Origin of the sequence: Glutamicibacter sp., from assembly GCF_035257265.1 — a bacterium.
In the GTDB taxonomy this organism is placed as follows: Bacteria; Actinomycetota; Actinomycetes; order Actinomycetales; family Micrococcaceae; genus Glutamicibacter.
This window is the reverse complement of the sequence record NZ_DATEXC010000038.1, coordinates 340,439-363,399: the sequence shown is the minus strand read 5'-3', so window position 1 is coordinate 363,399 and position 22,961 is coordinate 340,439. Positions and strand designations below refer to the sequence as shown.

Annotated in this window: 17 protein-coding genes; 6 read left to right on the top strand and 11 right to left on the bottom strand. The window is 57.8% G+C overall.

The window, feature by feature from the left end; genetic code table 11:
* Positions 1–105 precede the first annotated feature (105 nt).
* Positions 106–1,518 (top strand): NAD(P)H-quinone dehydrogenase, encoded by a 1,413-nt coding sequence (locus tag VJ369_RS10480; RefSeq protein ID WP_324092007.1) that lies wholly within the window; start codon positions 106–108, stop codon positions 1,516–1,518.
* Between the two features lie 360 nt (positions 1,519–1,878).
* Positions 1,879–3,267 carry an MFS transporter gene (locus VJ369_RS10475; protein WP_324092006.1) on the top strand — a complete coding sequence of 463 codons (1,389 nt, stop codon included), beginning with the start codon at positions 1,879–1,881 and terminating at the stop codon, positions 3,265–3,267.
* A gap of 615 nt (positions 3,268–3,882) precedes the next feature.
* On the opposite strand, the gene VJ369_RS10470 is transcribed toward VJ369_RS10475, so the two are convergent.
* Positions 3,883–5,433, bottom strand: a complete 1,551-nt coding sequence (locus VJ369_RS10470; protein ID WP_324092005.1) for an HNH endonuclease signature motif containing protein — start codon at positions 5,431–5,433, stop codon at positions 3,883–3,885.
* Between the two features lie 226 nt (positions 5,434–5,659).
* Between VJ369_RS10470 and VJ369_RS10465 the strand changes: the two genes are divergently transcribed.
* Positions 5,660–6,418, top strand: coding sequence for an SDR family oxidoreductase (locus tag VJ369_RS10465; RefSeq protein WP_324092004.1), 759 nt, complete (start codon positions 5,660–5,662; stop codon positions 6,416–6,418).
* Positions 6,419–6,450: 32 nt separating this feature from the next.
* On the opposite strand, the gene VJ369_RS10460 is transcribed toward VJ369_RS10465, so the two are convergent.
* The 7 genes from VJ369_RS10460 to VJ369_RS10430 form a co-directional block, all read right to left on the bottom strand.
* Entirely contained in the window at positions 6,451–8,223 is a 1,773-nt protein-coding gene (locus VJ369_RS10460) for an acetyl/propionyl/methylcrotonyl-CoA carboxylase subunit alpha (RefSeq protein ID WP_324092003.1), read from the bottom strand.
* 152 nt (positions 8,224–8,375) lie between these two features.
* Positions 8,376–9,674 (bottom strand): glutathionylspermidine synthase family protein, encoded by a 1,299-nt coding sequence (locus VJ369_RS10455; RefSeq protein WP_324092002.1) that lies wholly within the window; start codon positions 9,672–9,674, stop codon positions 8,376–8,378.
* 5 nt (positions 9,675–9,679) lie between these two features.
* Positions 9,680–10,150 (bottom strand): hypothetical protein, encoded by a 471-nt coding sequence (locus VJ369_RS10450; protein WP_324092001.1) that lies wholly within the window; start codon positions 10,148–10,150, stop codon positions 9,680–9,682.
* A gap of 90 nt (positions 10,151–10,240) precedes the next feature.
* On the bottom strand, positions 10,241–10,879 hold the full coding sequence (locus VJ369_RS10445; RefSeq protein WP_324092000.1) for a nucleoside triphosphate pyrophosphatase: 639 nt from the start codon (positions 10,877–10,879) through the stop codon (positions 10,241–10,243).
* Positions 10,876–14,316 carry an MMPL family transporter gene (locus VJ369_RS10440; RefSeq protein ID WP_324091999.1) on the bottom strand — a complete coding sequence of 1,147 codons (3,441 nt, stop codon included), beginning with the start codon at positions 14,314–14,316 and terminating at the stop codon, positions 10,876–10,878. Before VJ369_RS10440 ends, VJ369_RS10445 begins: the two co-directional genes overlap by 4 nt.
* A 3-nt stretch (positions 14,317–14,319) precedes the next feature.
* Positions 14,320–14,991, bottom strand: coding sequence for a TetR family transcriptional regulator (locus VJ369_RS10435; protein ID WP_324091998.1), 672 nt, complete (start codon positions 14,989–14,991; stop codon positions 14,320–14,322).
* Positions 14,992–15,147: 156 nt separating this feature from the next.
* Positions 15,148–16,530 (bottom strand): dicarboxylate/amino acid:cation symporter, encoded by a 1,383-nt coding sequence (locus tag VJ369_RS10430; RefSeq protein WP_333615170.1) that lies wholly within the window; start codon positions 16,528–16,530, stop codon positions 15,148–15,150.
* A gap of 296 nt (positions 16,531–16,826) precedes the next feature.
* On the opposite strand from VJ369_RS10430, the gene VJ369_RS10425 reads away from it, so the two are divergent.
* Positions 16,827–17,216 carry a VOC family protein gene (locus VJ369_RS10425; RefSeq protein ID WP_324091996.1) on the top strand — a complete coding sequence of 130 codons (390 nt, stop codon included), beginning with the start codon at positions 16,827–16,829 and terminating at the stop codon, positions 17,214–17,216.
* A 71-nt stretch (positions 17,217–17,287) separates the two neighbouring features.
* Here VJ369_RS10425 and VJ369_RS10420 read toward each other — a convergent pair whose 3' ends face one another.
* The 3 genes from VJ369_RS10420 to VJ369_RS10410 form a co-directional block, all read right to left on the bottom strand.
* On the bottom strand, positions 17,288–18,955 hold the full coding sequence (locus VJ369_RS10420) for a DUF885 domain-containing protein (RefSeq protein ID WP_324091995.1): 1,668 nt from the start codon (positions 18,953–18,955) through the stop codon (positions 17,288–17,290).
* 132 nt (positions 18,956–19,087) lie between these two features.
* Positions 19,088–19,306: an acyl-CoA carboxylase subunit epsilon gene (locus VJ369_RS10415; protein ID WP_324091994.1), complete on the bottom strand. Its 219-nt coding sequence runs from the start codon at positions 19,304–19,306 to the stop codon at positions 19,088–19,090.
* Positions 19,307–19,350: 44 nt separating this feature from the next.
* Complete coding sequence (locus VJ369_RS10410; protein WP_324091993.1) at positions 19,351–20,961, bottom strand: acyl-CoA carboxylase subunit beta; 1,611 nt, start codon at positions 20,959–20,961, stop codon at positions 19,351–19,353.
* A gap of 194 nt (positions 20,962–21,155) precedes the next feature.
* Between VJ369_RS10410 and VJ369_RS10405 the strand changes: the two genes are divergently transcribed.
* Positions 21,156–22,013 carry an NAD(P)-dependent oxidoreductase gene (locus tag VJ369_RS10405; protein ID WP_324092104.1) on the top strand — a complete coding sequence of 286 codons (858 nt, stop codon included), beginning with the start codon at positions 21,156–21,158 and terminating at the stop codon, positions 22,011–22,013.
* A 40-nt stretch (positions 22,014–22,053) separates the two neighbouring features.
* Positions 22,054–22,920: a biotin--[acetyl-CoA-carboxylase] ligase gene (locus VJ369_RS10400; RefSeq protein ID WP_324091992.1), complete on the top strand. Its 867-nt coding sequence runs from the start codon at positions 22,054–22,056 to the stop codon at positions 22,918–22,920.
* Positions 22,921–22,961 lie beyond the last annotated feature (41 nt).

Here is a 22,961-nt window from a genome sequence, read left to right as displayed (position 1 = left end):
GTGAAATACGCTACCGGTAGGTAGCCCCTTTGTCAGGTGGAACCGGTGGCATATGGAGGAAATTCACTCGATCGTGATGTGCGCAAAAGCTGTGCATGGGGAACAATGGGAAATGTGAGCGCAGATCCTAGGAATAAAGCAACCCGTTTAGTAATCCTCGGTGGTGGACCAGGTGGCTATGAAGCCGCCATGGGAGCCGCCCAACTAGGTGCCAATGTCACCGTGGTGGAACGTGCAGGGATGGGTGGTTCGGCGGTGCTAACCGACGTCGTACCCTCAAAAACCCTCATTGCCACCGCTGACGCGGTACGCCGTGTCCAGCACGCGGAAACCTTCGGTGTCCACATCGAGGGCATCGATGACGCGCAAACCGACTTCTCGGTGGTCAACCACCGATTGCTGGAACTCGCCAAGGAGCAGTCCAGCGACATCCGTACCGGCCTGGAGCGTGCCGGAGTGCGTATTGTGGTCGGCGAAGGCCGTCTCCTAGACCGCAAGAACATCGCCGTAAGCCACCCGGATGGTTCGGAGCAGACCATCGAAGCAGATGCAATTCTGCTGGCAGTCGGTGCCCACCCGCGTGAACTACCTACCGCCAAACCAGATGGCGAGCGCATCTTCAACTGGACTCAGATTTACAACATGAACGAGGTGCCAGAGCACCTGATCGTCGTTGGTTCCGGTGTTACCGGTGCCGAGTTCGCTTCTGCCTACAATCTCCTAGGCGCCAAGGTGACCTTAGTCTCCTCGCGTGATCGTGTGCTTCCGGGCGAGGATGCAGATGCCGCGGCGGTACTGGAAGACACCTTCAAAGAAAACGGCGTCAACGTTGTCTCGCAGGCTCGCGCCGAGGGTGTTGAGCGTAAGGGCGATAAGGTCTTCGTCTCGCTGGCAGACGGCCGAGTCCTTGAAGGAAGCCACTGCCTGATTGCAGTGGGCGGTATTCCTAACACCGAAGGTCTGGGACTGGAAGAAGTTGGCGTACAGCTGACCGAGTCTGGCCACATCAAGGTTGATGGCGTTTCGCGCACCACCGTGACGAACATTTACTCGGCCGGTGACTGCACCGGTGTCTTCGCATTGGCATCGGTAGCGGCTATGCAGGGACGTATCGCCGTAGCTCACCTGCTAGGCGACTCGGTGAAGCCATTGGATTTGAACCTGGTCTCCTCAAACGTCTTTACCTCCCCGGAAATTGCCACAGTTGGTGTTTCCCAGCGGGCAGTAGCCGAAGGCAAGTACCAGGCCAACATCATCAAGGTGGATCTGAACACGAACGCTCGTGCCAAGATGATGAACGTTGAAAAGGGCTTCGTGAAAATCGTTTCACGCAAGGGTTCGGGAACCGTTATTGGTGGCGTTGTCGTTGCACCACGTGCCAGTGAGCTCATCTTCTCGCTTGCGCTCGCCGTGCAAAACAGCTTGCACGTAGATGATGTCGCGGAAACTTTCTCGGTTTACCCATCTTTGTCTGGTTCGCTAGCTGAAGCTGCTCGACGGTTGCACCGCCGCATGTAGTTTCACCCGTTCCGGGCAAAAGCCGGGCTTCCTGATTTGATCAGGAAGCCCGGCTTTTTCGTTTCAGGTGCCGCAGCGGTCAGCGCTGCCAGCCACGTTCAAATTTGGAGCAATTTTTGTGAAGCGCTTCACACGCAAGGGTGTTTTTGGTATAAGCGGCGCCGGGATCTGAAGTTCGTCAGTCTCATTATTCGGACGTGTATTTTCAGCAAGTCAGCGTCCGAACTCAAGGGGAAAATGATTTGACGAAAGAAATATGTCCGAATGTTGGACACAAATATCCACATGCTGGTCAGTTCGTCGTACCATTATTGAAGTCATAAACGAGCCTTTATTCGCATCTTAGAAGGAGCCGCCAGCATGTCGCAGGCTAACCAGACAGTAGCGCCAAAGGAAAACACCAGAGGCCGCGTGCTGTTCGCCAGCATGATCGGCACCACCGTCGAATTCTTCGACTTTTATGCTTACGCCACCGCGTCGGTATTAGTTTTCCCCACGCTGTTCTTCCCTAACGCAACGCCTATTAACGCCATCTTGTCCTCCTTTGCCATCTTTGGTGTGGCATTCGTTGCGCGCCCGCTTGGCTCCATAATCTTCGGCCACTACGGCGACAGGTTGGGACGTAAGGGAACTCTGGTTGCGTCATTGCTTTTGATGGGTATCGCTACCTTCCTGATGGGCTTCCTGCCTGCTGCGCAGGGGCACTGGACGATCCTCGCGCCGCTGGCTTTGGTGATTTTGCGTTTCGCTCAAGGCCTCGCGCTTGGTGGTGAATGGTCTGGCGCGGCATTGCTGGCCACGGAGAACGCTCCAAAGAACAAGCGAGCTATCTACGGCACTTTCCCGCAATTGGGGGCGCCGGTCGGCTTTATCCTTTCTAACCTGATCTTCGTGGTCCTGCAGACTACTTTGACCGCAGAGCAGTTCTTAGCATGGGGCTGGCGCGTACCGTTCTACTTCTCCGCCGTCATGGTGGTCATTGGCCTGTGGGTGCGTTTGAAGCTCGTTGAATCCTTGTCATTCCAGAAGGTGCTTAACGAAAAGAAAGTTGTAAAATCACCTTTCTCGGTCACGATGAAAAACCACTGGCGCCCAACTCTGGCCGGTACCTTCATCATGTTGGCTACCTACGTGCTGTTCTACCTCATGACCTCGTTCACCCTGACATACGGCACTACAGCCTCATCCGTTGAACAGGGGGAGGCTACTGCGAAAGCGGCCGGCAAAACCTTTAACGCTGAAGGATTTGTTCCAGGCCTGGGAATTGACCGCCCAACCTTCCTGACCATGCTGATTATCGGTGTCGTATTCTTCGGTATTTTCACCATGGTCTCGGGGCCGTTGGCCGAGAAATTCGGCCGTCGCAAGTTCTTGATTTGGGTTACCATCGGGATTCTAATTTTCGGTTTAGCCTGGACGCTGTTCTTCGGCCCTGGACAAGCTGCAGCGATGGCAGGTCTGATTGTCGGTTTCACCCTCATGGGTCTAACCTTCGGTCCGATGGCCTCATATTTGCCAGAGCTTTTCCCCTCCAACGTGCGTTACACCGGATCAGCGGTTGCTTACAACCTGTCCTCGGTCATTGGTGCAGCCCCGGCTTCGTTCGTGGCAATCGCATTATGGAGCGCTGGAAATGGCAACACGATGGGCGTGGGCATCTACCTGGCAATTGCCGCAGTGCTCACCTTGGTGGCGCTGTTCCTTACCCGCGATACTAAAGATGTAGATATGGAAGAATTCGTCGAGTAATAACGGCTGGAAATCTTCAAGATGGCGTGTAATGCAGTCCGTAAGGATTCGCACTGCACGCCATCTTTCATTTGTCCTTAGGTAAGGCTGGAGGGCAAAACGGCCGCCGTGGTTCTGCGGCGGGTTCAGAGAATTTCGTGAACAAAAATTTCATTCACTTCCAACGCCAGGTTCGAACTAACAACCGGGACTGAAAGCCCAACCGGTTGTTATAGATAGAGGAGAAGGACCGCTGACAAAAATTTCGTTCGGGGTAGAAGCTGGGAACTGGTACCGCATGCCTCAGCGAAGTGCCTGAAGTAAGCCGCCTGCACCGGCCTTAGGCAACAACAAGGTTATAAGATCCCGGCCAGATAAGTGAACGAAATTTTCATTCACTTATGCAGCTTTCAATCAGGACCTTAACGCCCTGACATTGACTGAGTTTTTCGTTCAGTCAAAGGGATGTCTAATCAACCGGCTAACAACACTCGACGAACCAACCACCACCTCGGTTCAGTAGACGCAAACCACTGAAACATAGGGGTGAGAACAAAACTCGAAATAGGTGATGTGATCCTGCGGCAGTGACTGAAAAATTCAGTCACTCAACGATGTTTCAAGAACAGCCAGCCTCTAGCTGGCTAACCGTTCAGGCGGATCAGTTGGATCAGAGTACCCCAGCACCCTACGCACCTGATCAGTCATCCCCACCTCCAACAACGGCGTCCGATCATGAATATGCTCAAAACCAGAAACATCATCCACCCCGCCCGGCACCGACACATAATTCAGCCCATGCGGAGTGCGCCAACACACCGACCCATCAGGCCGGCCAATCGACTGCCACCCCAACGCATGCTTGAACATCTGATGCCGCTTGCACAACAACTGCGAATTAGCACCACTGGTATGCCCGCCTTTAGCCCATTCATCAATATGATCCACCTCGCAACTCTGCGCGGTACGCCGGCACCCAGGGAAACGGCAGCACCGGTCACGGACCATCAGCAAGTCTTTCAACGCCACCGACGGACGATACTTCTTGCGTCCCACATCAATCGCCGCCCCGGTCCACGGATCGGTGAGCACCCGCAGCATCGACGGCGCATCCTGCGCCAGGCGCAACGCCACCCCTATCGGAATCGGACCATACCCTTCAAGCTCAGCCAACCCCCGGTGAGGATTAACCAGTGCTTCCACCGCCGGGATGGTCACCACAACCCGCGGCTTCAACGGTGTCCCACCAGTATCCGGCCACCCATCTATGAGAGCGTCACACAGAATATCTGCCTCACACTGCGCCTGGGTCCGGGTATCGTCGGGATCGACGTCGTGGCCGGCGAAAGCTTTCACCGTGTGATAAATCGAGTACACGTCCTGGGCTGGCGCGTACAGTTTCAACGCGGCCATCCCGTCAGGTTCATCCCACACCGTCACGCACCGTGCGTCTTTCGCAGATTCGTGCCGCTCAGCCGCCGAAACAGGATCCAATTTACGGTGCAGCCGGCGGGCGCGCTGGCTGAAGCTCGCATCACTGGCGGTCTTGGCGACCGGCAACAGTGAGTGCTCCATCCGGGCGATGTCCTGGGGCGCCAGGTCTTGGGTTTGCTTTACCATCTCCTGGGCGGCTTTCGTGGTGATCAGCCCGCGCGATAACGCGTTCAACGTGTCGGGGCAAAGGTAGCGCAGCCCTTTGGCGGTGAACAGTTTCGACCGTGTTTTCTCGACCGTTTCTCGTAAGGCGACGGCCGCTTCAGCGACGAAGCTGGAGGTGATGATCTGGTCGCTGGCCGGGTCCACGCCGTAGTAGTGGGCGCTGATGCGCTGGTCGCGTTGCTCCTGTGTTTCACCTGCCGGGGCGGTGCTGGCGGTGTCGGCAGCGTATTCAGCTGCTGCGTGGGCGACGAGTTCGATGCTGTCGGTGAGGATTATCGCTTCTGCTGCGTCGAGGGCACGGCGCAGGTAGGCGATGGCTTGCAGCTCGGTGAGTCCTTGGCTGGGGTCGGTGCGTGGGGGTCCGTGGTAGAGGGTGGAGGCCAGTTCCAGGACTTGCGCGAATTCGTTGTCGTGTTCAATCGCGCTAGTTAATGGCCCGTCGAGGTGGGAGATGTTCCTGGTTCCTGGCGGGTTCAGCGGTAGACGGTGTTCGTCGTCGTCGTTGGTGAATGCATGCTGGATGCTCATAGTCTATTTTCCCGTGTGGTACCGACATTTTGGCGGGGTTTTCACGGGCTGTGGACTACTCGGAAAGGAAATTTTAACGTGTAATTTGAACAGAAGGTTATTCGACTTTTTGATCCACAAATGTGTGAATCATTGCGAATCAATCTTGGCCCGACGTAGAGTCTGAAGAGGAGTAAAGAGCCTCATTTTTATAGTGGCATGCAAGACCCCAAGATAGGTTAAGCCCATGAAAATCGCTATCGCAGGTGGAACTGGGACGATTGGCCGTCAAGTCGTTTCGGCGGTTGAATCAGCCGGGCATGTTCCTTTGATTCTGTCGCGACGCACTGGAATCGATGTGGTGGCCGGTACCGGGCTGATCGATGCGATGAGTGGTGTTGATGCAGTCATTGATGTGTTGAGCACCCCCAGCATGCGCACCAGCACCGCAGTGGAGTTCTTTACCCGTGCCACCAAAAATCTACTGGAAGCAGGACGTCAGGTGGGGAGTACCCACCACGTTGCACTATCGATAATTGGTGCGTTGGCTGTCGACGCACAGTACTACGCAGGCAAGGCGGCCCAAGAACGTTTGCTGATGGACCAGACAGGCGGATACTCCTTGCTGCGTGCCTCGCAGTTTCACGAGTTTGCCGGACAACTGACGGTGCGGATGGGAATCGGGGCGTTGCACTTTGCCCCACTCATGCGTTCGCAGCCAGTTTCCAGCGCCGAGGTCGCCGCTGAACTGGTCCAGCTGGCGACGGGGGAGCCGCAAGGAGTGGTCGCAGATCTGGCCGGACCTCGTGAGGAGCGAATGGCGGAGTTGATGCGCGCCCAGCTGGCACACGATGCCGGGCGGGCCAAACGAGTCATCGAAATACCATTACCCGGACCAATGGGCCGTGCCATGCGTGATGGCTCGTTGCTTCCCGGCCCGGGCGCGCGGCTGGGCAGCGAGACCTTTTCCGGCTGGTTAAACGCACAGAGACGTCCAAACGCTTAACGTTTGAACGCCCCTGAACTAGCGGTGGGTACTTAGTCAGCTTCGATGATCGAGGCGATCACCGCTCCGGAAGACAGCGACTCCCCGGGGCTCACTTCCAAGCCTTGGACGGTACCTGCACGGTGTGCGGTAATCGGCTGTTCCATCTTCATCGCTTCAAGGACTACGATCAGCTCTCCGGCGGCGACGGTATCTCCGTTGGCCACCGCAACCTTCACGATAGTTCCCTGCATCGGCGAGCGCAGCTCTGCGCTGTTGCCGGCGGCCGCAGCCCCGGCCTTGCGTCCAGGCTTACGCTTCTTCTTGGCACCCTTGTCTGCGTTGGCCGATACGGACCCCAGCGAGGAAGGCAGTGTGACTTCCAGGCGCTTGCCAGCAACCTCTACGGTCACCGAGGTGCGTTCGTCGGCTTCTTCCGCTTCTGCCATGGGCATTGGGTGCGGTTCAATGACGGTGGCAAATTCGGTTTCAATCCAGCGGGTGTGGACCGTGAATGGGCCAGATTCTGGAACGAACGCGGCATCTGACATGACCGCGCGGTGGAATGGCAGCACCGTTGCCATACCTTCGAGCTTAAATTCTTCCAGCGCACGGCGTGCACGGGCGGCGGCGATCTCGCGGGTGGCGCCGGTGACGATCAGCTTGGAGATCATTGAGTCAAAGTTTCCTGAGACACTCTCTCCGGCTTCGATCCCCGAATCCACGCGAACGCCAGGACCGGTAGGCAGATTCATCTTGGTGATGGTGCCGGGGGTTGGCACGAAGCCGCGGCCGGCGTCTTCGCCATTGATCCGGAATTCAAAGGAGTGGCCGCGGACCTCGGGGTCGGTGTAGCCCAGTTCCTCGCCGCGGGCGATGCGGAACTGTTCGCGCACCAGATCAAGCCCGGTGACTTCCTCGGAGACGGTGTGCTCCACCTGCAGCCGGGTATTGACCTCGAGGAAGGAAATGACGCCGTCTTGTCCGACGAGGAACTCACAGGTGCCGGCACCTGTGTACTTTGCTTCGCGCAGGATTGCCTTGGAAGATTCGTAGAGCCGGGTGACCTGCTCTTCGCTCAGGAAGGGAGCCGGAGCCTCCTCGACGAGCTTCTGGTTGCGACGCTGCAAGGAGCAGTCGCGGGTGGAAATGACGACCACGTTGCCCTGGCTATCGGCTAGGCACTGGGTTTCGACGTGGCGCGGAGCGTCCAGGAACCGTTCGACAAAGCATTCGCCGCGGCCAAAGGCCGCAATGGCTTCACGGACTGCGGACTCGTACATCTCGCCGATGTCCTCGCGGTTGCGAACTACCTTGATTCCGCGGCCACCGCCGCCGTAGGCGGCCTTGATGGCCAGCGGCAAACCGAATTCGTCGGCAAAAGCGTAAACTTCGTCAGCCGAGGCCACGGGATCCTTGGTGCCGGGAACCAGCGGGGCGCCGACCTTTTCAGCGATATGGCGCGCCTTGACCTTGTCACCAAGCTGGTCAATGGCCTGTGGGCTTGGCCCAATCCAGGTCAGTCCGGCGTCGATAACCGCTTGCGCGAAGTCGGCGTTCTCGGCCAGGAATCCGTAGCCGGGGTGTACCGCGTCGGCACCGGAACGCTGCGCGATGTCCAGAATCTTCTCGATACGAAGGTAGGATTCGGCGGCCGTGGTGCCGCCCAGTGCGTAGGCCTCATCGGCCAGTCGCACGTGCAACGCATCGCGGTCCGAATCGGCGTAGATAGCGACCGACTCGATTCCTTCGTCGCGTGCCGCACGGATAATTCGCACTGCAATCTCGCCGCGGTTGGCGACTAGCACCTTCGTCAATGGATTCATGGGTGAACCTTGTCTTTAAAAAGTTACGGTTTCTCACCTAGGAGCCTATCGGTTTTGTGGGAACTATATGTACTTATCCGCAAATTCCGGGGTGTTAGACCAAAAATTTTAGAGGGTTCCTACAAAAACGTGGGCTATTTAATCTGCACGGACTAGCGAGAAATGACATGCGGGATGAAGTTGGCGAAATTATCGGTAATCGGTCCCTGACTTTCACGCACCGCAAGACCAGAAGGCTCGCCATCGATCATCCAGATGCCCAGCACCGTGCTGACGTCCGTCGCTTCATCCTCGCGGCGGAACACCGGAGGCAAGGCGAGCTCTTGAATGATGAACCCCTCCTCGCCATAACCTTGAGCCTCACCTAGTGTGAGGCCACCGTCTGGCAGGTACATGGTGATGTCGGCACCTTCGCGGCTGAGCAACGGCTTGCGCACGTAGCCAAGGTGTTGGATGTAGTACGGAGCCTGGCCATCAAACCATGCAGGGAGCAGGTATCGGGAGCGTTCTGGATCTGCGCCGAAGAGCTTCCAGAGCACCGGCAAGATCGCCTTGGTGCTCCACAGCATCTTGTACGGTGGTTCGATCCAGATGGTGCCCCCACGGTAGCTGGTACCGTCGAATCCCGAGTCACGCATATCTTCGAAAAGCTCATCGGCATTTTCGCTGTGCACCATATGCTCCCAGGGGTAGAGCTTAAAGATGACTTGGATGTGCGGGCCGTTTTCGCCCGCGCAATAGCGTCCCTGCTCATCGACCCAGAGATTCTCGATATAAATGGTTTCGGTCTGGTATCCGGCCGCGGCGCAGGTATCACGCAACACCAGGGTATTCATCTGGTCCTCGTGGGAGGTATCTTCTTCGCTGCAGGCGAAGTAGACGGTGGGCGCTGCGCCAATCTTGCGGGAGATAATTTCAAGGTTCCGCTGCCAGGCCGCCACCAGATCCTCATACATATTGGTCCACTGGCTGGAACCTAGGTGCGGCTGATCCTCGAACCATTGCCACTGCACTAAGGACTCAACCAGTGAGGTGGGGGTGTCGGCATTAAACTCGTAAAGTTTCGGGATGCGCTGATCCGGTTCGCGGTGGGTCAGCCCGCCGAAGCGGAAGTCGAAACGGCCGTAGACCGAGCCGCAGGCCGGCTCTTCGTTCCAGCTATCGCGGATAGCGCGCATGGCGCGGTGCGGAATGCCAAAGCGTTCCAGATCCGCGGCGCCGGCGGGGGAGAGCAGGTAGTCGCCGGCTTCTTCCAGCATCGAGAACACCGCGGTGGCTGCCTGGTGCAGCACCTCGATTTCTTGAGGGGTCAACTCGTAGTAGGCGTCATCACGCCAGTATCTGTAGAGCTGGGGTGAAGAACTGTGGGCATCATCGTGTGTGTACACCAGCCCCGCGGCTTGGACCTTGGAAAGATAGTCAGGGCGTGCGGTGGTCATCTTGCGTTGCACTGTGCTTAGCCTCCGGTGTGTCCGCCGCCGAAGCCACCGGAATGACCGGTGCCGCTGCGCTGTTTGTTGCTGGAGCCAAACCCTGCCGGTTTTCCGGTGGAGGCCGAATAGCCATTACGGAACGTGCCAGATAGTCCAGCCTTGCTCCGGGCAGCACTGTCTGTGGTGCTGAAACGCTGCGTGGACTGATTAGGATCAAGCCTGGTGCCCGGGCGCAGTCCGCCGGCGTAGCGGCCAATCATGAAGAACATGAGTGCGGTGCCGATACCCGAACCGCCATGGTGCGCCGAGGTGCCTTCAGCGTCATTGCACTGCTCTTCGTCAACTACGACGTTATCTTGATCAACACAGTAAACCGTGTCTTCAGGGGTGGATTCGAAGCCTGAAGTAGAACCGGCATCCGAAGCGCAACTGGATAGGACTAAAGCCGCGGCGGTGGCCACTGCGGGCAAGGTGAAACGTCGTTGGACACTCAATGATCTAAGTTCTCTCGGTCTGGCGGGTAGCGAACGGCGCCTGACGCAGGGGATGCTGCGCCAAGCGCCGTTCAACAAGATGTATAGAGATTATTTCCACAGCTCGGTGATGCTGATACCTGACTGGGCGAGCAATTTGCGAAGCACAAAAATATCGAGACCCACCACGTTTTGGAAATTGCCTTCGATGGATTCAATAAAGGCCGAGGCTAAGCCGTCAATGGTAAACGCACCGGCGCAAGGCAACGGTTCTCCACTGGCCACGTAAGCTTCGATTTCTGTGTCGCTCACGGTGGCGAAGTGCACCGTGGTCGATGAGATCTCGCCGGTAGCAGAGTCCGGGTTGGCGGTATCGATCAGCCAATGACCCGAATGCAGGATCCCGGTAGCACCGCTCATTTCTTGCCAGCGTTCGCGGGCAACCTGTGCGGTATGAGGTTTTCCGTAGGCCACGGAATTAAGCTCGAAGACCGAGTCGCAACCGAGCACTAAAGTACCCTCAAGCTGGGCATCCGCGGCGACATTTTCTGCCTTCGCTTTGGCCAGCAGCAGCGCCGTGGCCGACGGGCTTTGCGGCCCATGCTCCGACTCGGCAGCGCTCAGCGCCGCATCTTCATCTACCTGGGAGACCTGCGTGGTGAAAGCCAAGCCGGCGTCGCGCAGCAACTTCTGCCTTCCGGCACTAGCGGAGGCAAGTAGCAGTCGCGGCGTGTTCATCGTGGCGCTCATACGCTGGCGGTCTCCTTGGTGGGGTTGTGAGCTGCGTTTTCTTCGGCCTTGCGTTCAAGCATTGCGTTCAGCTTAGCGCCTTCAACGTCAACGTCTGGAAGGATCTTATCCAGCCACTTGGGCAGGTACCATGCCTTGTCGCCGAGCAGGTGCATGACCGCCGGGATCAGGGTCATACGCACCACGAAGGCGTCAAAGAGCACGCCGGTTGCCAGCGCAAAGCCCAGCGGGCGGATCATCGACAGGTGCGAGAAGATGAAGCCGGCGAAGACCGCAATCATGATCAGCGCCGCCGCGGTGACCACCGGGGCCGCCATGGAGAACCCAGAACGCACCGCATCACGCGCCGATACACCGTGGGCGTAATGCTCACGCATCGCCGAAACCAGGAACACCTGGTAGTCCATGGCCAGGCCAAAGAGGATACCGGTGAGCAGGATCGGCAGGAAGCTGAGCAGCGGACCAGGGACATTGACGTCGAAGGCCGAAGACATCCAGCCGAACTGGTAAACCATCACACTGGCGCCGAAGGCGGCAGCAAGTGATAGCAGGAAACCGCCGGTGGCCAGCAGTGGCACAACTACCGAACGGAAGACCAGCAGCAGCAGGATCAGTGACAGTCCCACCACGATAGCTAGATATGGCGGCAACGCGCTGGTGACCTTTTCAGATACATCAATCTGCGCCGCAACCTGACCGGTGACAGCGATCTTTGCTCCGGTGGCGTCGGTGAACTTTCCGGCGTTGTCACGCAATTCGTGGACCAGCGCCTCGGTCTCGGCCGAGGCCGGACCGCCCTCCGGGATCACCTGAATGGCGGACAGCGAGCGGTCATCGGTCATGGTGACCGGGATGGCTGCCACCACTCCGTGGTACTCGCGCAGCATGTCGGCAATGTCCAGGGACTTGGTATCTGCCTGGCGCTGGGAGAGCCCCTCGGGCAGATCAGCGAGCACCAGCAGCGGGCCGTTGTAGCCGGCGCCGAACTTGTCACTGGTCTGCTGGTAGGCCTGGAAGGCTTGCGAATCCGCGGCTTCGGCGCTGCCATCGGGCAGTGCGGTGCGCATCTGTGAGACCGGCAGTGCAATTGCTCCGAGCACCACGATCACCAGCAGGGAGACCGGAATCGCGATCTTGGTAACCATGCGTACCCAGCGTGCCGAGATCGGTTCCTTGGCCACCGGTTTTTTCGCGTTCTTCCGGGCACGCTTGGAGACCAGTTTGTTACCGGCGAAGGACAAGAGGGCCGGCAGCAAGGTGATGTTCAGCAGTACCGAGCAGAGCACGGTGAAGGCCGCGGACAACCCCAGTACGGTCAGGAACGGCAATCCTGGTACGGCCAGCGCGGCCAGCGCGATGATGACCGTCAAACCTGCGAAGACCACCGCGTTGCCGCTGGTGCCTACCGCACGGGCAATGGATTCGCCCACCTCCATGCCGGACAGCAGCTGGGTACGGTGGCGGTGGATGATGAACAGGGCATAGTCAATACCCACAGCCAGGCCCAGCATCAACGCCAGCGCTGGGGTAATTGAGGCCATCGAGAACATCGAGGAGAAAGCCAGCGTGGTTCCTACGCCTGCGCCTACGCCCAGCAGTGCCAGGAGCAGTGGCAGTCCGGCCGCGATAAGCGTGCCGAGCATGACCAGCAGCACCACGGCGGCGATGACCACACCGATGATTTCTGCGGTGCCAAAGACCTCGGAAATATCCTGCAGGATCTCCTTGGAGAAGAGTACTTCAACCCCGGTGGCCTGCGGGCCTGCGGCAATCGCGGTGATGGCTTCACGGTCCGAGGCGGTCAACGCGTCTGTTTGAATGCGGAAACTGACCTGGGAGACGGCGGTGGAGGCATCGTTGGAGACGAAGCGCATGTCTCCGCTGGCGCCGACCTGACGGGAGGCGAACTCTAGTTCTGCGCGTCCGCGTTCAAGCTCCTTTTCGCCGGTGACGATTTCTTTTTCTCCGTCTTCCAGCTCCTTGGTCTTTTCCTTGAGCGTGGTCTCAGAGTCGCGCAGCTGCTTTTCTGCGGTCACCAGCTGGGCCTTGCCCGCTTCGAAGGTGGCTTTTTGCTTGTCGAACTGTGCCTGTCCGGAGTTCAATTCTGCACGGCCGGACGCAAGCTGAGCCCGGGCTTGGGCAAGTTTTGCCTTATTCGCATCAAGCTCTTTTTTGCCCGAGGCCAGCTGGGTTTTTGCCTGATCAAGCTGCTTTTTTGCGGCAGTAAGCTGGCTGCGGTTGGCTTCGAGGTCTTTGCGTCCCTCGGTGGCTTTTTTAGCGCCGGCATCCAGTTCCTTACGGGCGCCGTCTAACTGCTTGAACCCCGACTGTGCCTGGGCAATCTGTTTCAGCGCGGCGTTGGACTGCGTCTTGCCTTCGGTCGCTTTGGCCTTGGCAGCGGTGAGTTGGTCAAGACCTGCCTGCATGACTTGCAAGGTGGCCTGGTGCTTAGCAATATCTGCTTCGTTGCCCTCGGCTTCGGCCTGCTTCAGCAGCTGCTGAACACCGGTGATTTGGGTGTTCAGTTCCGAGATTTGCGGCTCGATGGTTTTAAGACCCTCTTCGGCCTTCTCTAGACCCTCGGTGGCCTGCTTTTTGCCGGCGGCTAGTTCCTTTTCCACGGCACTGCGCGACTTGCCATCGAGCAGCTGTTTCAGACCCTGCTGGTATTCCTTCTCGCCCGCGGCGAGCTTGGCATCGGCCTGATCAAGTTGCTTTTCTCCGGCTGCAAACTGGCTGTTGCCTGACTGGTACTTCGTCAATCCAGCGTTGTACTCTGTCAGACCTGACTGGTATTTTTTTTCGCCGGCATCAAATTGTGCCTGCCCGCTTTTCAGTTGGGCCTCGCCTGCGCGCAGTTCGCTCCAGCCGTCGGCCAGTTTCTTTTCTGCCGCGTCAATCTGCGGCTGGGCATCCTCGATTTCCTTGGTGCCGTCAAAGAGCTGGGACCACCCCTGGGTGATCTTCTCTTTACCATCGGCCAGCTGCACCTTGCCATCGGCTATCTGTTTTTTAGCCTTGTTAAGTTCTTGCTGCCCGTCGACCAGTTTCTGCTGAGCCTTATCCAGTTCCGGTTTAGCATCATCAAGCTGCTTTTGCAGGTCGAAGGGACTCATGGCTTCGACAACCTGTGGGTGCAAAGCCAGCTGCTCTAAGGAATCCTGGATCGCGGATTTTTGATCTGCATTCAGTGCCCGGTTGGAACCTTCACGGAAAACGATGGTGCCTTGGCCGCCTGCCAAATCAGGCAGCTCTTTTTTCATCCGGTCCATGGTGCGCTGGGTTTCGGTGCCCGGCAGGGTGAAGGTATTAGAAAGCTGTCCCATGAAGAGGGAGGCACACACGCCGATGGCGATGAAGACTGCAATCCACATGGCTAGCATGCGTAGACGGTTTTTATGCGCCCACGAGGCGAGGCGGTAGAGGTATGTAGCCATGGCTTAGTCTTCCTGAGGCGAGGTTGAGGCAGTTAGGAGCAGCGAGTTAAAACCCGCGTCGAGCGTTTCCATGGCGCGGGTAATCAGCCGGTGGAAGGATTCGATGAGTTCATCGGAGATCTGCAGTCCCGAGGCGCCAGGCTCGGGAAGCTGCTCAATCCAGGTATCGAAGGCCGCCTGTCCGGCGCCCAAGGTGGCGTGCGTGAATACGCGGATCGAGTAGGCATCTGCCTGTGGGTAGCGGGAGACTATTTTCGCGATGACCTCGCCGGTGGCGCTTTGCCAGGCGATGAAATTTGACGGGTAGCAGCCGCCGCTGGCCTGCTGGCGGAGATAAGCCCCAAATTGGGCGACCTGGCCTAGAAGTTCGGTGGCCCGCTCGGATTGAAGCGCGCGCACCACCGCTTGCATCAGCGGAAGATGCTCGGTCAGCGGCGATAGCGTCTCCACCATATGTTCGAGCACCGCATGCAGCGGATAGGAGAGGATGGCATCCACGGAGGGGAAGTAATTAAACAGCGTGCGCCGGGAGATGCCGGCGGCTTCGGCGATTTGGGTGGCAGTCATGGCGGTGCCGTGGCCCTCGCGCAGCAGCTGCAACGCCGCATCGACGATCGCTTGATGCGTCGCCTGCTTATTGAGTTCGCGGCGTGTGCCGGTACTTTGAGAAGTCACATAATTACACTACGTGCAAACTTGCACGCTGTGCAAAATGAAAACTGTGTTCTGCGCCACGGGTTTGGCTGTGTATTAAAACCAAGCGGCCAGCACGCACCGCGATGGGTGAATGCTGACCGCTTGGATACTCCGGTCACTAAACCGGGGGATGAACTAGCTGGTGACCGAGGTTGCTTCAGGCTGGCTGGCAGTTGCCGCCACGGAGTCGTCGGCGAAGGGATCGCCATTACGCGGGGCGTTGTAGAGCTCCATGTCCAGGATGCCCTCGCGCTTGGCGACGATAGTTGGCACTAAGGCCTGACCGGCGACGTTCACCGCGGTGCGGCCCATGTCGACAATTGGATCAACTGCGAGCAGCAGACCCACACCAGCCAATGGCAGACCCAAGGTTGAAAGGGTCAAGGTCAGCATCACGACGGCGCCGGTGGTTCCGGCGGTAGCGGCCGAGCCCAATACCGAAACCAAGGCGATCAGCAGGTAATCGGTGAGGCCAAGATCAATGCCGAAGAACTGCGCGACGAAGGTCGCGGCAATGGCCGGGTAGATTGCGGCGCAGCCGTCCATTTTGGTGGTGGCGCCCAATGGCACTGCGAAGGAAGCGTAAGCCGAAGGCACGCCAAGATTGCGTTCGGTGACCCGCTGAGTCAACGGCAGCGTGCCGATCGAGGAGCGCGAAACAAAGCCGAGCTGGACCGCAGGCCAAACTCCGGAGAAGTACTGCTTAATTGACAGTCCGTGGCTGCGCACCAAGATCGGGTACAGCGCAAAGAGGACGAGGGCCAGACCAATGTAGATGGCTGCGGTGAACTTGCCCAGTGCGCCGATGGTGTCCCAGCCGTAGCTGGCTACCGCGTTACCGATCAATCCCACGGTACCCAGTGGGGCAATGCGGATGATCCACCACAGCACCTTCTGGATGATCGAAAGCATTGAGGCGGAGAATGCGAGGAATGGTTCGGCCTGTTTGCCGACCTTCAACGCTGCAATGCCCACGGCGATGGCGATGACCAGGATCTGCAATACGTTGAAGCTGATCGAGGTGGTAGCGACGTCCTCGGCCATCTTGGTGCTGGCGCCAAGGCCTAAGAAGTTTGCTGGGATCAGGCCGGTGAGGAAGCCGAGCCAGTCCCCGGTCTTGCCGTCGTATTCGGCCGGGGCACTCTGGCCGGTATTGGCTCCTGGTTGCATGAATGCGCCCAACCCCATGCCGATGGTCACCGAGATCAGTGCCGTGATGCCGAACCAGAGCAGGGTCTGCCACGCGAGGCGTGCGGCATTGGTGACCTGGGCCAGGTTTGCGATGGAAGCGACCACGGCGAAGAAGATCAGTGGAATGACAGCGGTGCGCAGCAAGGCTACATAGCTGGATCCAATAATCTGCAGTGCTTCACCCAGGGCGTTGGGTGCGTCGGCGGTGCTGCCGGTGTACTTTGCGACTAGGCCGAGGATCAGACCAACGATCAACGCAGCAATAATCTGCGGACCGAAGCTGGTCATCCAACGAGGCAGTCTCGATGATGGTGCGGAGTTAGACATGAGTAAAACGGTAGGCGGGAAAAGCAGAACCATTGCAGTTAATGTTACGCAACATGACGCATAGCGGATATTCCAGTGAAAGAGTGACTTTTTTGTGTGAAGGGTCACTGAAATGAGCCGGATTCTAGAGAAATATTGGAATAAACCGGTGCATAGTTTCCTTGATGCAGCTGCGCTCCGGGAAGGGTGCGGGCATAAGAAGATCTAAGTTGATGGCTTTTGGGTACCAAATATGCATTATCTGAAGAGCACCGGAACCGCCGAGGAGCAATCAGCGCAACAACATGGAGGGCTACATGAAGGTTTATATCACCAGTGTCTTGGTTGATGATCAGGCCAAGGCCGAGAAGTTTTACACCGAACTACTTGGCTTTGTGAAGAAGCACGATGTACCAATGGGTGAATATAAGTGGTTGACCCTGGTTTCGCCAGAAGACCAAGGTGGAGTCGAGATCTTATTGGAACCGGCGGCGCATCCGGCCGCGCGCCCGTTCCAGGAGGCTCTGTTTGCCGATGGTGTTCCGCTGACCTCATTTGCGGTTCAGGATCTGCAGGGCGAATTCGAAAGATTGTCAGCCTTGGGCGTGAGATTTACCCAGGAACCAACGCAGATGGGTCCGGTGAGTACCGCGGTATTTGATGACACCTGTGGAAACTTGATTCAGCTCTCCACCTATACGCCGTGAGGTTTAGTGGTTAAATCTGTTGGCTGCCAGAAGATCTGACAGCCAACAGAGTTGATTTGCCCGGTACCGGATTAGTCTAATAACGCGCGGTTAAGCGTATCGAGCCCTACAGATCCAAGCCTCAGCGCGCGGGTATGGAAATCCTTGAGGTTAAAGCTATCGCCTTCACGCGCGGCCACCTGGTCGCGTGCCTGTTCCCACAGGCGCTGCCCAATCTTGTAGCTCGGAGCTTGGCCCGGCCAACCCAGGTAGCGGTTGTATTCGAAGTCCAGCTGCCCCTCGGAGATATCCAGATTCTGTTTGAGGAATTCGTAGCCGTTGTCTGAGTTCCACGTGCCGGTGCCCCACTGGGAAGGTACTTCTAATCCAAGGTGTACGCCGATATCAAAGACTACGCGGGCCGCACGCAGCCGTTGCGCATCGAGCATGCCCATGTAGTCGCCTGGGTCGTCGAGGTAACCCAGCTGGTGCATGAGGCGTTCGGAATATAGCGCCCAGCCCTCGCCGTGACCGGAAACCCAGCACAGCAGCCGGCGCCAGCTGTTGAGCGTATCGGCCTGCAGCTGAGCGGTCGCTATTTGCAGGTGATGGCCCGGAACACCTTCGTGATACACGGTGGTCAGCTCAGCCCAGGTGGTGAACTGGTCCTCGCCAGGAGGGACTGACCACCACATCCGTCCGGGGCGTTCAAAGTCTTCGGAAGGACCGGTGTAGTAGATCCCGCCGTCTTCGGTCGGAGCAATCATGCATTCGATACGGTCCATTGGTGCAGGAATCTCAAAGTGCACGTCGCGTAGTGCCACGATGGCCGCATCGGCTTTTTCCTGCATCCATGTCTTAAGCGCGTCGGTGCCGTCAAGGGTGCGTTTCGGGTCGGCGTTGAGGATCTTCTTGGCTTCTTCGATGCTGGTTGCGGGTTTGATCTTTTCGGCCACGCGCTGCTGTTCGGCGATGATCGCATCCAGTTCGGCTACGCCCCACGCGTAGGTTTCTTCAAGATCTACTGCAGAGCCTAAGAAGCGGCGCGACATCAGGGAATAGTATTCGCGGCCCACTGCATCGGCCTCGCGTGCTTGGGAAAGCAACTCATCTTTGAGTACCCGTGCGAGCTTTTGATACGCATCCTTTGCCTGGTTCGCCCCAGCTTCCAGCGAAACCGAAAGGGACGGATCCAGGGCAGCTCCAGCGCTAGCTAACTTGTCAAAGAATCCACCGTCTTTGGCATAGTCTTCGCATTGGCCAATGACGATATTGACCTGACGCTTGGCGGCGACCAGTCCCTTGGATGCGGACTCGCGCAGCGATGAGATGTATCCATCAATGGCTTGTGGAACGTTAACTAGTCGCATGCCGATAAATTCGAAGTCCTCCACACGCTCTTGTGGCATGAGGTCAAAGATCGAACGGATTTCCTGGGCGGCGCAGGCGATGTTATTTAGTTCTGTGCGACCCGAAAGCGCGATCTCTAGATCTAATCCAAGCCGTTCTTGCATGGCGTCAAGAGTGACCGTATCGATGTCATCCTGGGGTGTGGAGGTCTCTAGCGCTGCGAGGGTTTCGCGCAATAATTCGATCTGCGCTTCGGTTCCCTTGGGCGAGTAGTCAGAATAAGCGGCTTCGTATCCGGGTAACCCGAATGAAACACCGTATTCCGGGGTAAGCTCCAGGGTCCTAGCAAAGAAGTTTTCGGCAATGGTGTCAATCTGCGAGGGTGAACGCTGCGCTGCGGGAGATGTCATGTAGCTAACAGTAATTGATATGAAAGATTTGTTGAAGACTTTTAGGTTTTTTGCTGGAAGCTACTTCTTAAAATGAAATTTCCCGGTGATCTGCCCAAAGGTAGCTCACCGGGAAATTGCGGGTCGAATCATTTAGCGTCGGCCCAGGCTCCAGCCCAAACGGGGAGACAGCGCGCGCCGTTTGCGAAGTCGAGTCATACGCTCGGGTACCGCAGGAGCTTCGGGCTCTTCAGGCCCGGCGCTGCCCATGGCGGTGAGCAGGGCGGTTACCGCCGCGAGTTCTTCGGCGGTGGGTTTACCCTTGGTCACCTGAATCTGCGCGGCCGCAGGTGCGGTGCTTTGCTCGGTCACTGGCTACTCCTTCAAAAGTGAATGCTGGCTGCGGAATCCCGGCTTTACAGCGGGATATTGCCATGCTTCTTTGGAGGCAGGGTGGCATGCTTCTCACGCAGTGCGCGCAATCCGCGGACTAGCTGCAGGCGGGTTTCGCTCGGTGCGATGACCGCGTCAATGTAGCCAAGCTCGGCAGCCTGATAAGGATTAAGCAGCTCTGCCTCATAATCCTCAATGATCTGCCTGCGGCGCGCCTCGACGTCTCCGCCCTCGGCTTCCACGGCGGCCAGATCGCGACGGTAAAGAATATTGACCGCGCCCTGTGCGCCCATCACGCCAATCTGCGCGGTAGGCCACGCCAAGTTCAGGTCCGCTCCAAGTTTCTTGGAACCCATCACGATATACGCACCACCGTAAGCCTTGCGGGTGATCACGGTGAGCTTGGGTACGGTGGCTTCTGCATAGGCGTAGAGCAGCTTCGCGCCACGGCGGATAATTCCCTGGAATTCTTGGTCCTTGCCAGGTAAGAATCCAGGCACATCCACGAAGGTGAGCAGTGGAACGTTGAAGGCATCGCAGTTGCGCACGAAGCGTGCGGCCTTCTCTGAGGCGGCGATATCTAAGGTGCCAGCGAACTGCATCGGCTGGTTAGCCACAATGCCTACCGTGCGGCCTTCAACGCGCGCATAACCAATCATTACGTTCGGTGCGTAGAGTGACTGCGTCTCAAAGAAGTGCTCGTCGTCAACTACGGATTCAATCACCTTGCGCATGTCATATGGCTGGTTTGCCGAATCGGGGATGAGCGCATCGAGGGACAGGTCATCTTCGTTGATTTCCAGATCTTCATCAAATTCCGCGGTCAATCCGTCGGCGAGGTTTGAGGAAGGAAGGAAGTCCAGAAGTTCCTTGCAGAACTCCACCGCGTCTTCCTCGTCGGTGGCCAGGTATGTGGCGGTGCCGGTGTTGGCGTTGTGCTGGCGCGCACCGCCTAAGGACTCCATGTCGATTTCTTCGCCGGTGACGGTCTTGATGACATCTGGGCCGGTGATGAACATGTGGCTGGTCTTGTCGACCATGATGACGTAGTCGGTGAGCGCGGGGGAGTAAGCTGCCCCTCCGGCGCTAGGGCCCATGATCAAAGAAATCTGCGGCACAACACCTGAGGCGTGAACGTTGTTACGGAAGATGTCGGCAAACATCGCCAGCGAGGCGACGCCCTCCTGGATGCGCGCGCCGCCGCCGTCGAGGATACCCACAATAGGGCAGCCGTTGCGCAGAGCGAATTCCTGGACCTTGACGATCTTTTCGCCGTTAACCTGGGAAAGTGAGCCACCGTATACGGTGAAATCTTGTGAGTAGACCGCGACTAAGCGACCGTCTACCGTGCCGTAACCGGAGACCAGCCCGTCACCCAGTGGCTTCTTCTTCTCCATGCCGAAAGCAGTGGAGCGGTGTGTTGCCAGGGCATCAAATTCGACGAAGGAATCTTCGTCCATCAGCATGTTAATGCGTTCGCGGGCTGTGTGCTTGCCGCGGGCGTGCTGCTTTTCGATGGCGGCTTCGCCCGAAGGTGCCTGCGCCAAGTTCTGGCGGCGGCGGAATTCGGCAAGCTTGCCAGCGGTGGTGGACAGATCGATTACTTCGTCCGTCTCGGTGTGGCCCTGCGTCATACCTTCGGCTCCCTCGGGTTCAGCTGATGTGTAGGAATGGCACAAGAAAAATGCCAACTAAGTCAGTCTAACCGGGTTATTTGCGGTTTTTGTTGTAGGAAACTCACAAAATGCCCGTGGTGTGAACGTGAAGCACGCCAGAATAAGTTACTCGTGAGTAGCTTAGCGTGAGCACATCGCGTAACCTAGGTCACATGACTAATGAATCGCGTAGTGAGATCGCCCCAGAAATAACTCGGCTCAAGGGCCGCACCGTATTGATGAGCGGAGGCAGCCGCGGCATTGGGTTGGCCATCGCCCTAGCCGCCGCTAAGGCCGGAGCCAACGTCGTCTTGCTATCCAAAACCGATAAGCCGCACCCCAGCTTGGAAGGCACCATTCACACTGCCGTCGAGCAGATTAACGCGTCCGGCGGACACGGTTTGGCGGTCGCCGGCGACGTCCGGGAAGACGCGGACGTACAGCGCGCGGTGGACGCGGCGGTGGAAAAATTCGGTGGCATCGACATCGTCATCAACAACGCTTCGGCTATCAACCTGGCAAAAACCGATGACCTGGACATGAAGCGCTACGACCTGATGCAAGACATCAACGTGCGTGGCACGTTCCTGCTCTCAAAAACGGCGTTGCCATACCTGCGCAAATCCTCACACGCTCACATTCTGACCCTGTCACCACCGCTGAATCTAGATCCGCACTGGGCGGGACTTCACCTGGGCTACACCATGGCCAAATATGGCATGTCACTGACCACGTTGGGATTAGCCGAAGAACTCAAAAACGAGGGTGTTGCGGTGAATTCCTTGTGGCCAGCAACCTTGATTGATACCGCCGCCATTCGAGCTATGCCCGGTGGAATGAAGATGATCCAAGCCGCCCGCACCACCGATATCGTGGCGGACGCCGCGATGTGCATTCTTGCCAGTGACCCACGAGGGGTCAGCGGCAACTTCTTCACCGACGTGCAGGTGCTCGAAGGGTGCGGAATCAAAGACCTGGAGAAATATGCGGTAAATCCGCAAGCTGAACTCATCGAGGACATCTTCCTCTAAGAACAAGTTCTCAATGCAGGAGATGTCATAGGCTTAAAGCATGAACCCTGAAACCGCGGCGGCGCGGGCAGCTCTGGACCCAGCCCCCTTAGAAGAGCTGGCCGCGCAACTGCGGCTGGGCTTCGTGAAGGTGGTCCCCAGCTCCGGCTCCACCAACACCGAACTTGCCCAACTGGCAAGCGACGGACTGGCTGGCCATCTGAGCGTGTACTTCAGTGAGCACCAGCAACAGGGCAAGGGGCGTCTGGGGCGCGAATGGGTGACGCCAGCCGGGTCGGCAATCACCGTGAGCATCTTGGCTTCACCGGGCACCACGATGGAGCCGCAGTCGTTAAGCTGGTACACGATGCTGGCGGCGTTGGCCTGGTCCCACGCAGTCCAGGAGCTCGTTCCTGTTAACGCGCGGATCAAATGGCCTAATGACCTACTTGCCGGTGACCGCAAAATCTGTGGGATTTTGGCACAATTGGTGCAAACTCCCCAAGGTTTTGCCGTGGTGGTGGGCACCGGTATGAACGTTGATCAAGAGGCAGCGGAATTGCCCGTGGAAACAGCAACCTCGCTTCGACTAGCCGGCGGTAACCTCGTGGACCGTTCGGCCTTGCTTGCCGAATATCTGCGAAAGTTTGTTGCCCTCGACGCGGCATTCCGAGCGGTGGGTGGGCAAAGTGACGTGGCCTTGAAACCTTTTGGGAACCAGTCACTGCGCGAACTGGTGGCGGAACGACTGGCGACCTTGGACCAGGAAGTGCGTGTGGAATTCCCCGACGGATCAACTTTGGTGGGTCGAGCCGTGCAGCTGGCTGAAGATGGGGCGCTGGTTGTGCAAGACGCCGCGGGGCAAAGTCACCGGATTCTGGCCGGCGACGTGCATCATGTGCGGCGCGCCGACGGTAAATACGCTTAACAAGCCAAGCGCAGAGCACGCGGACTAGTATTAGATGAGAT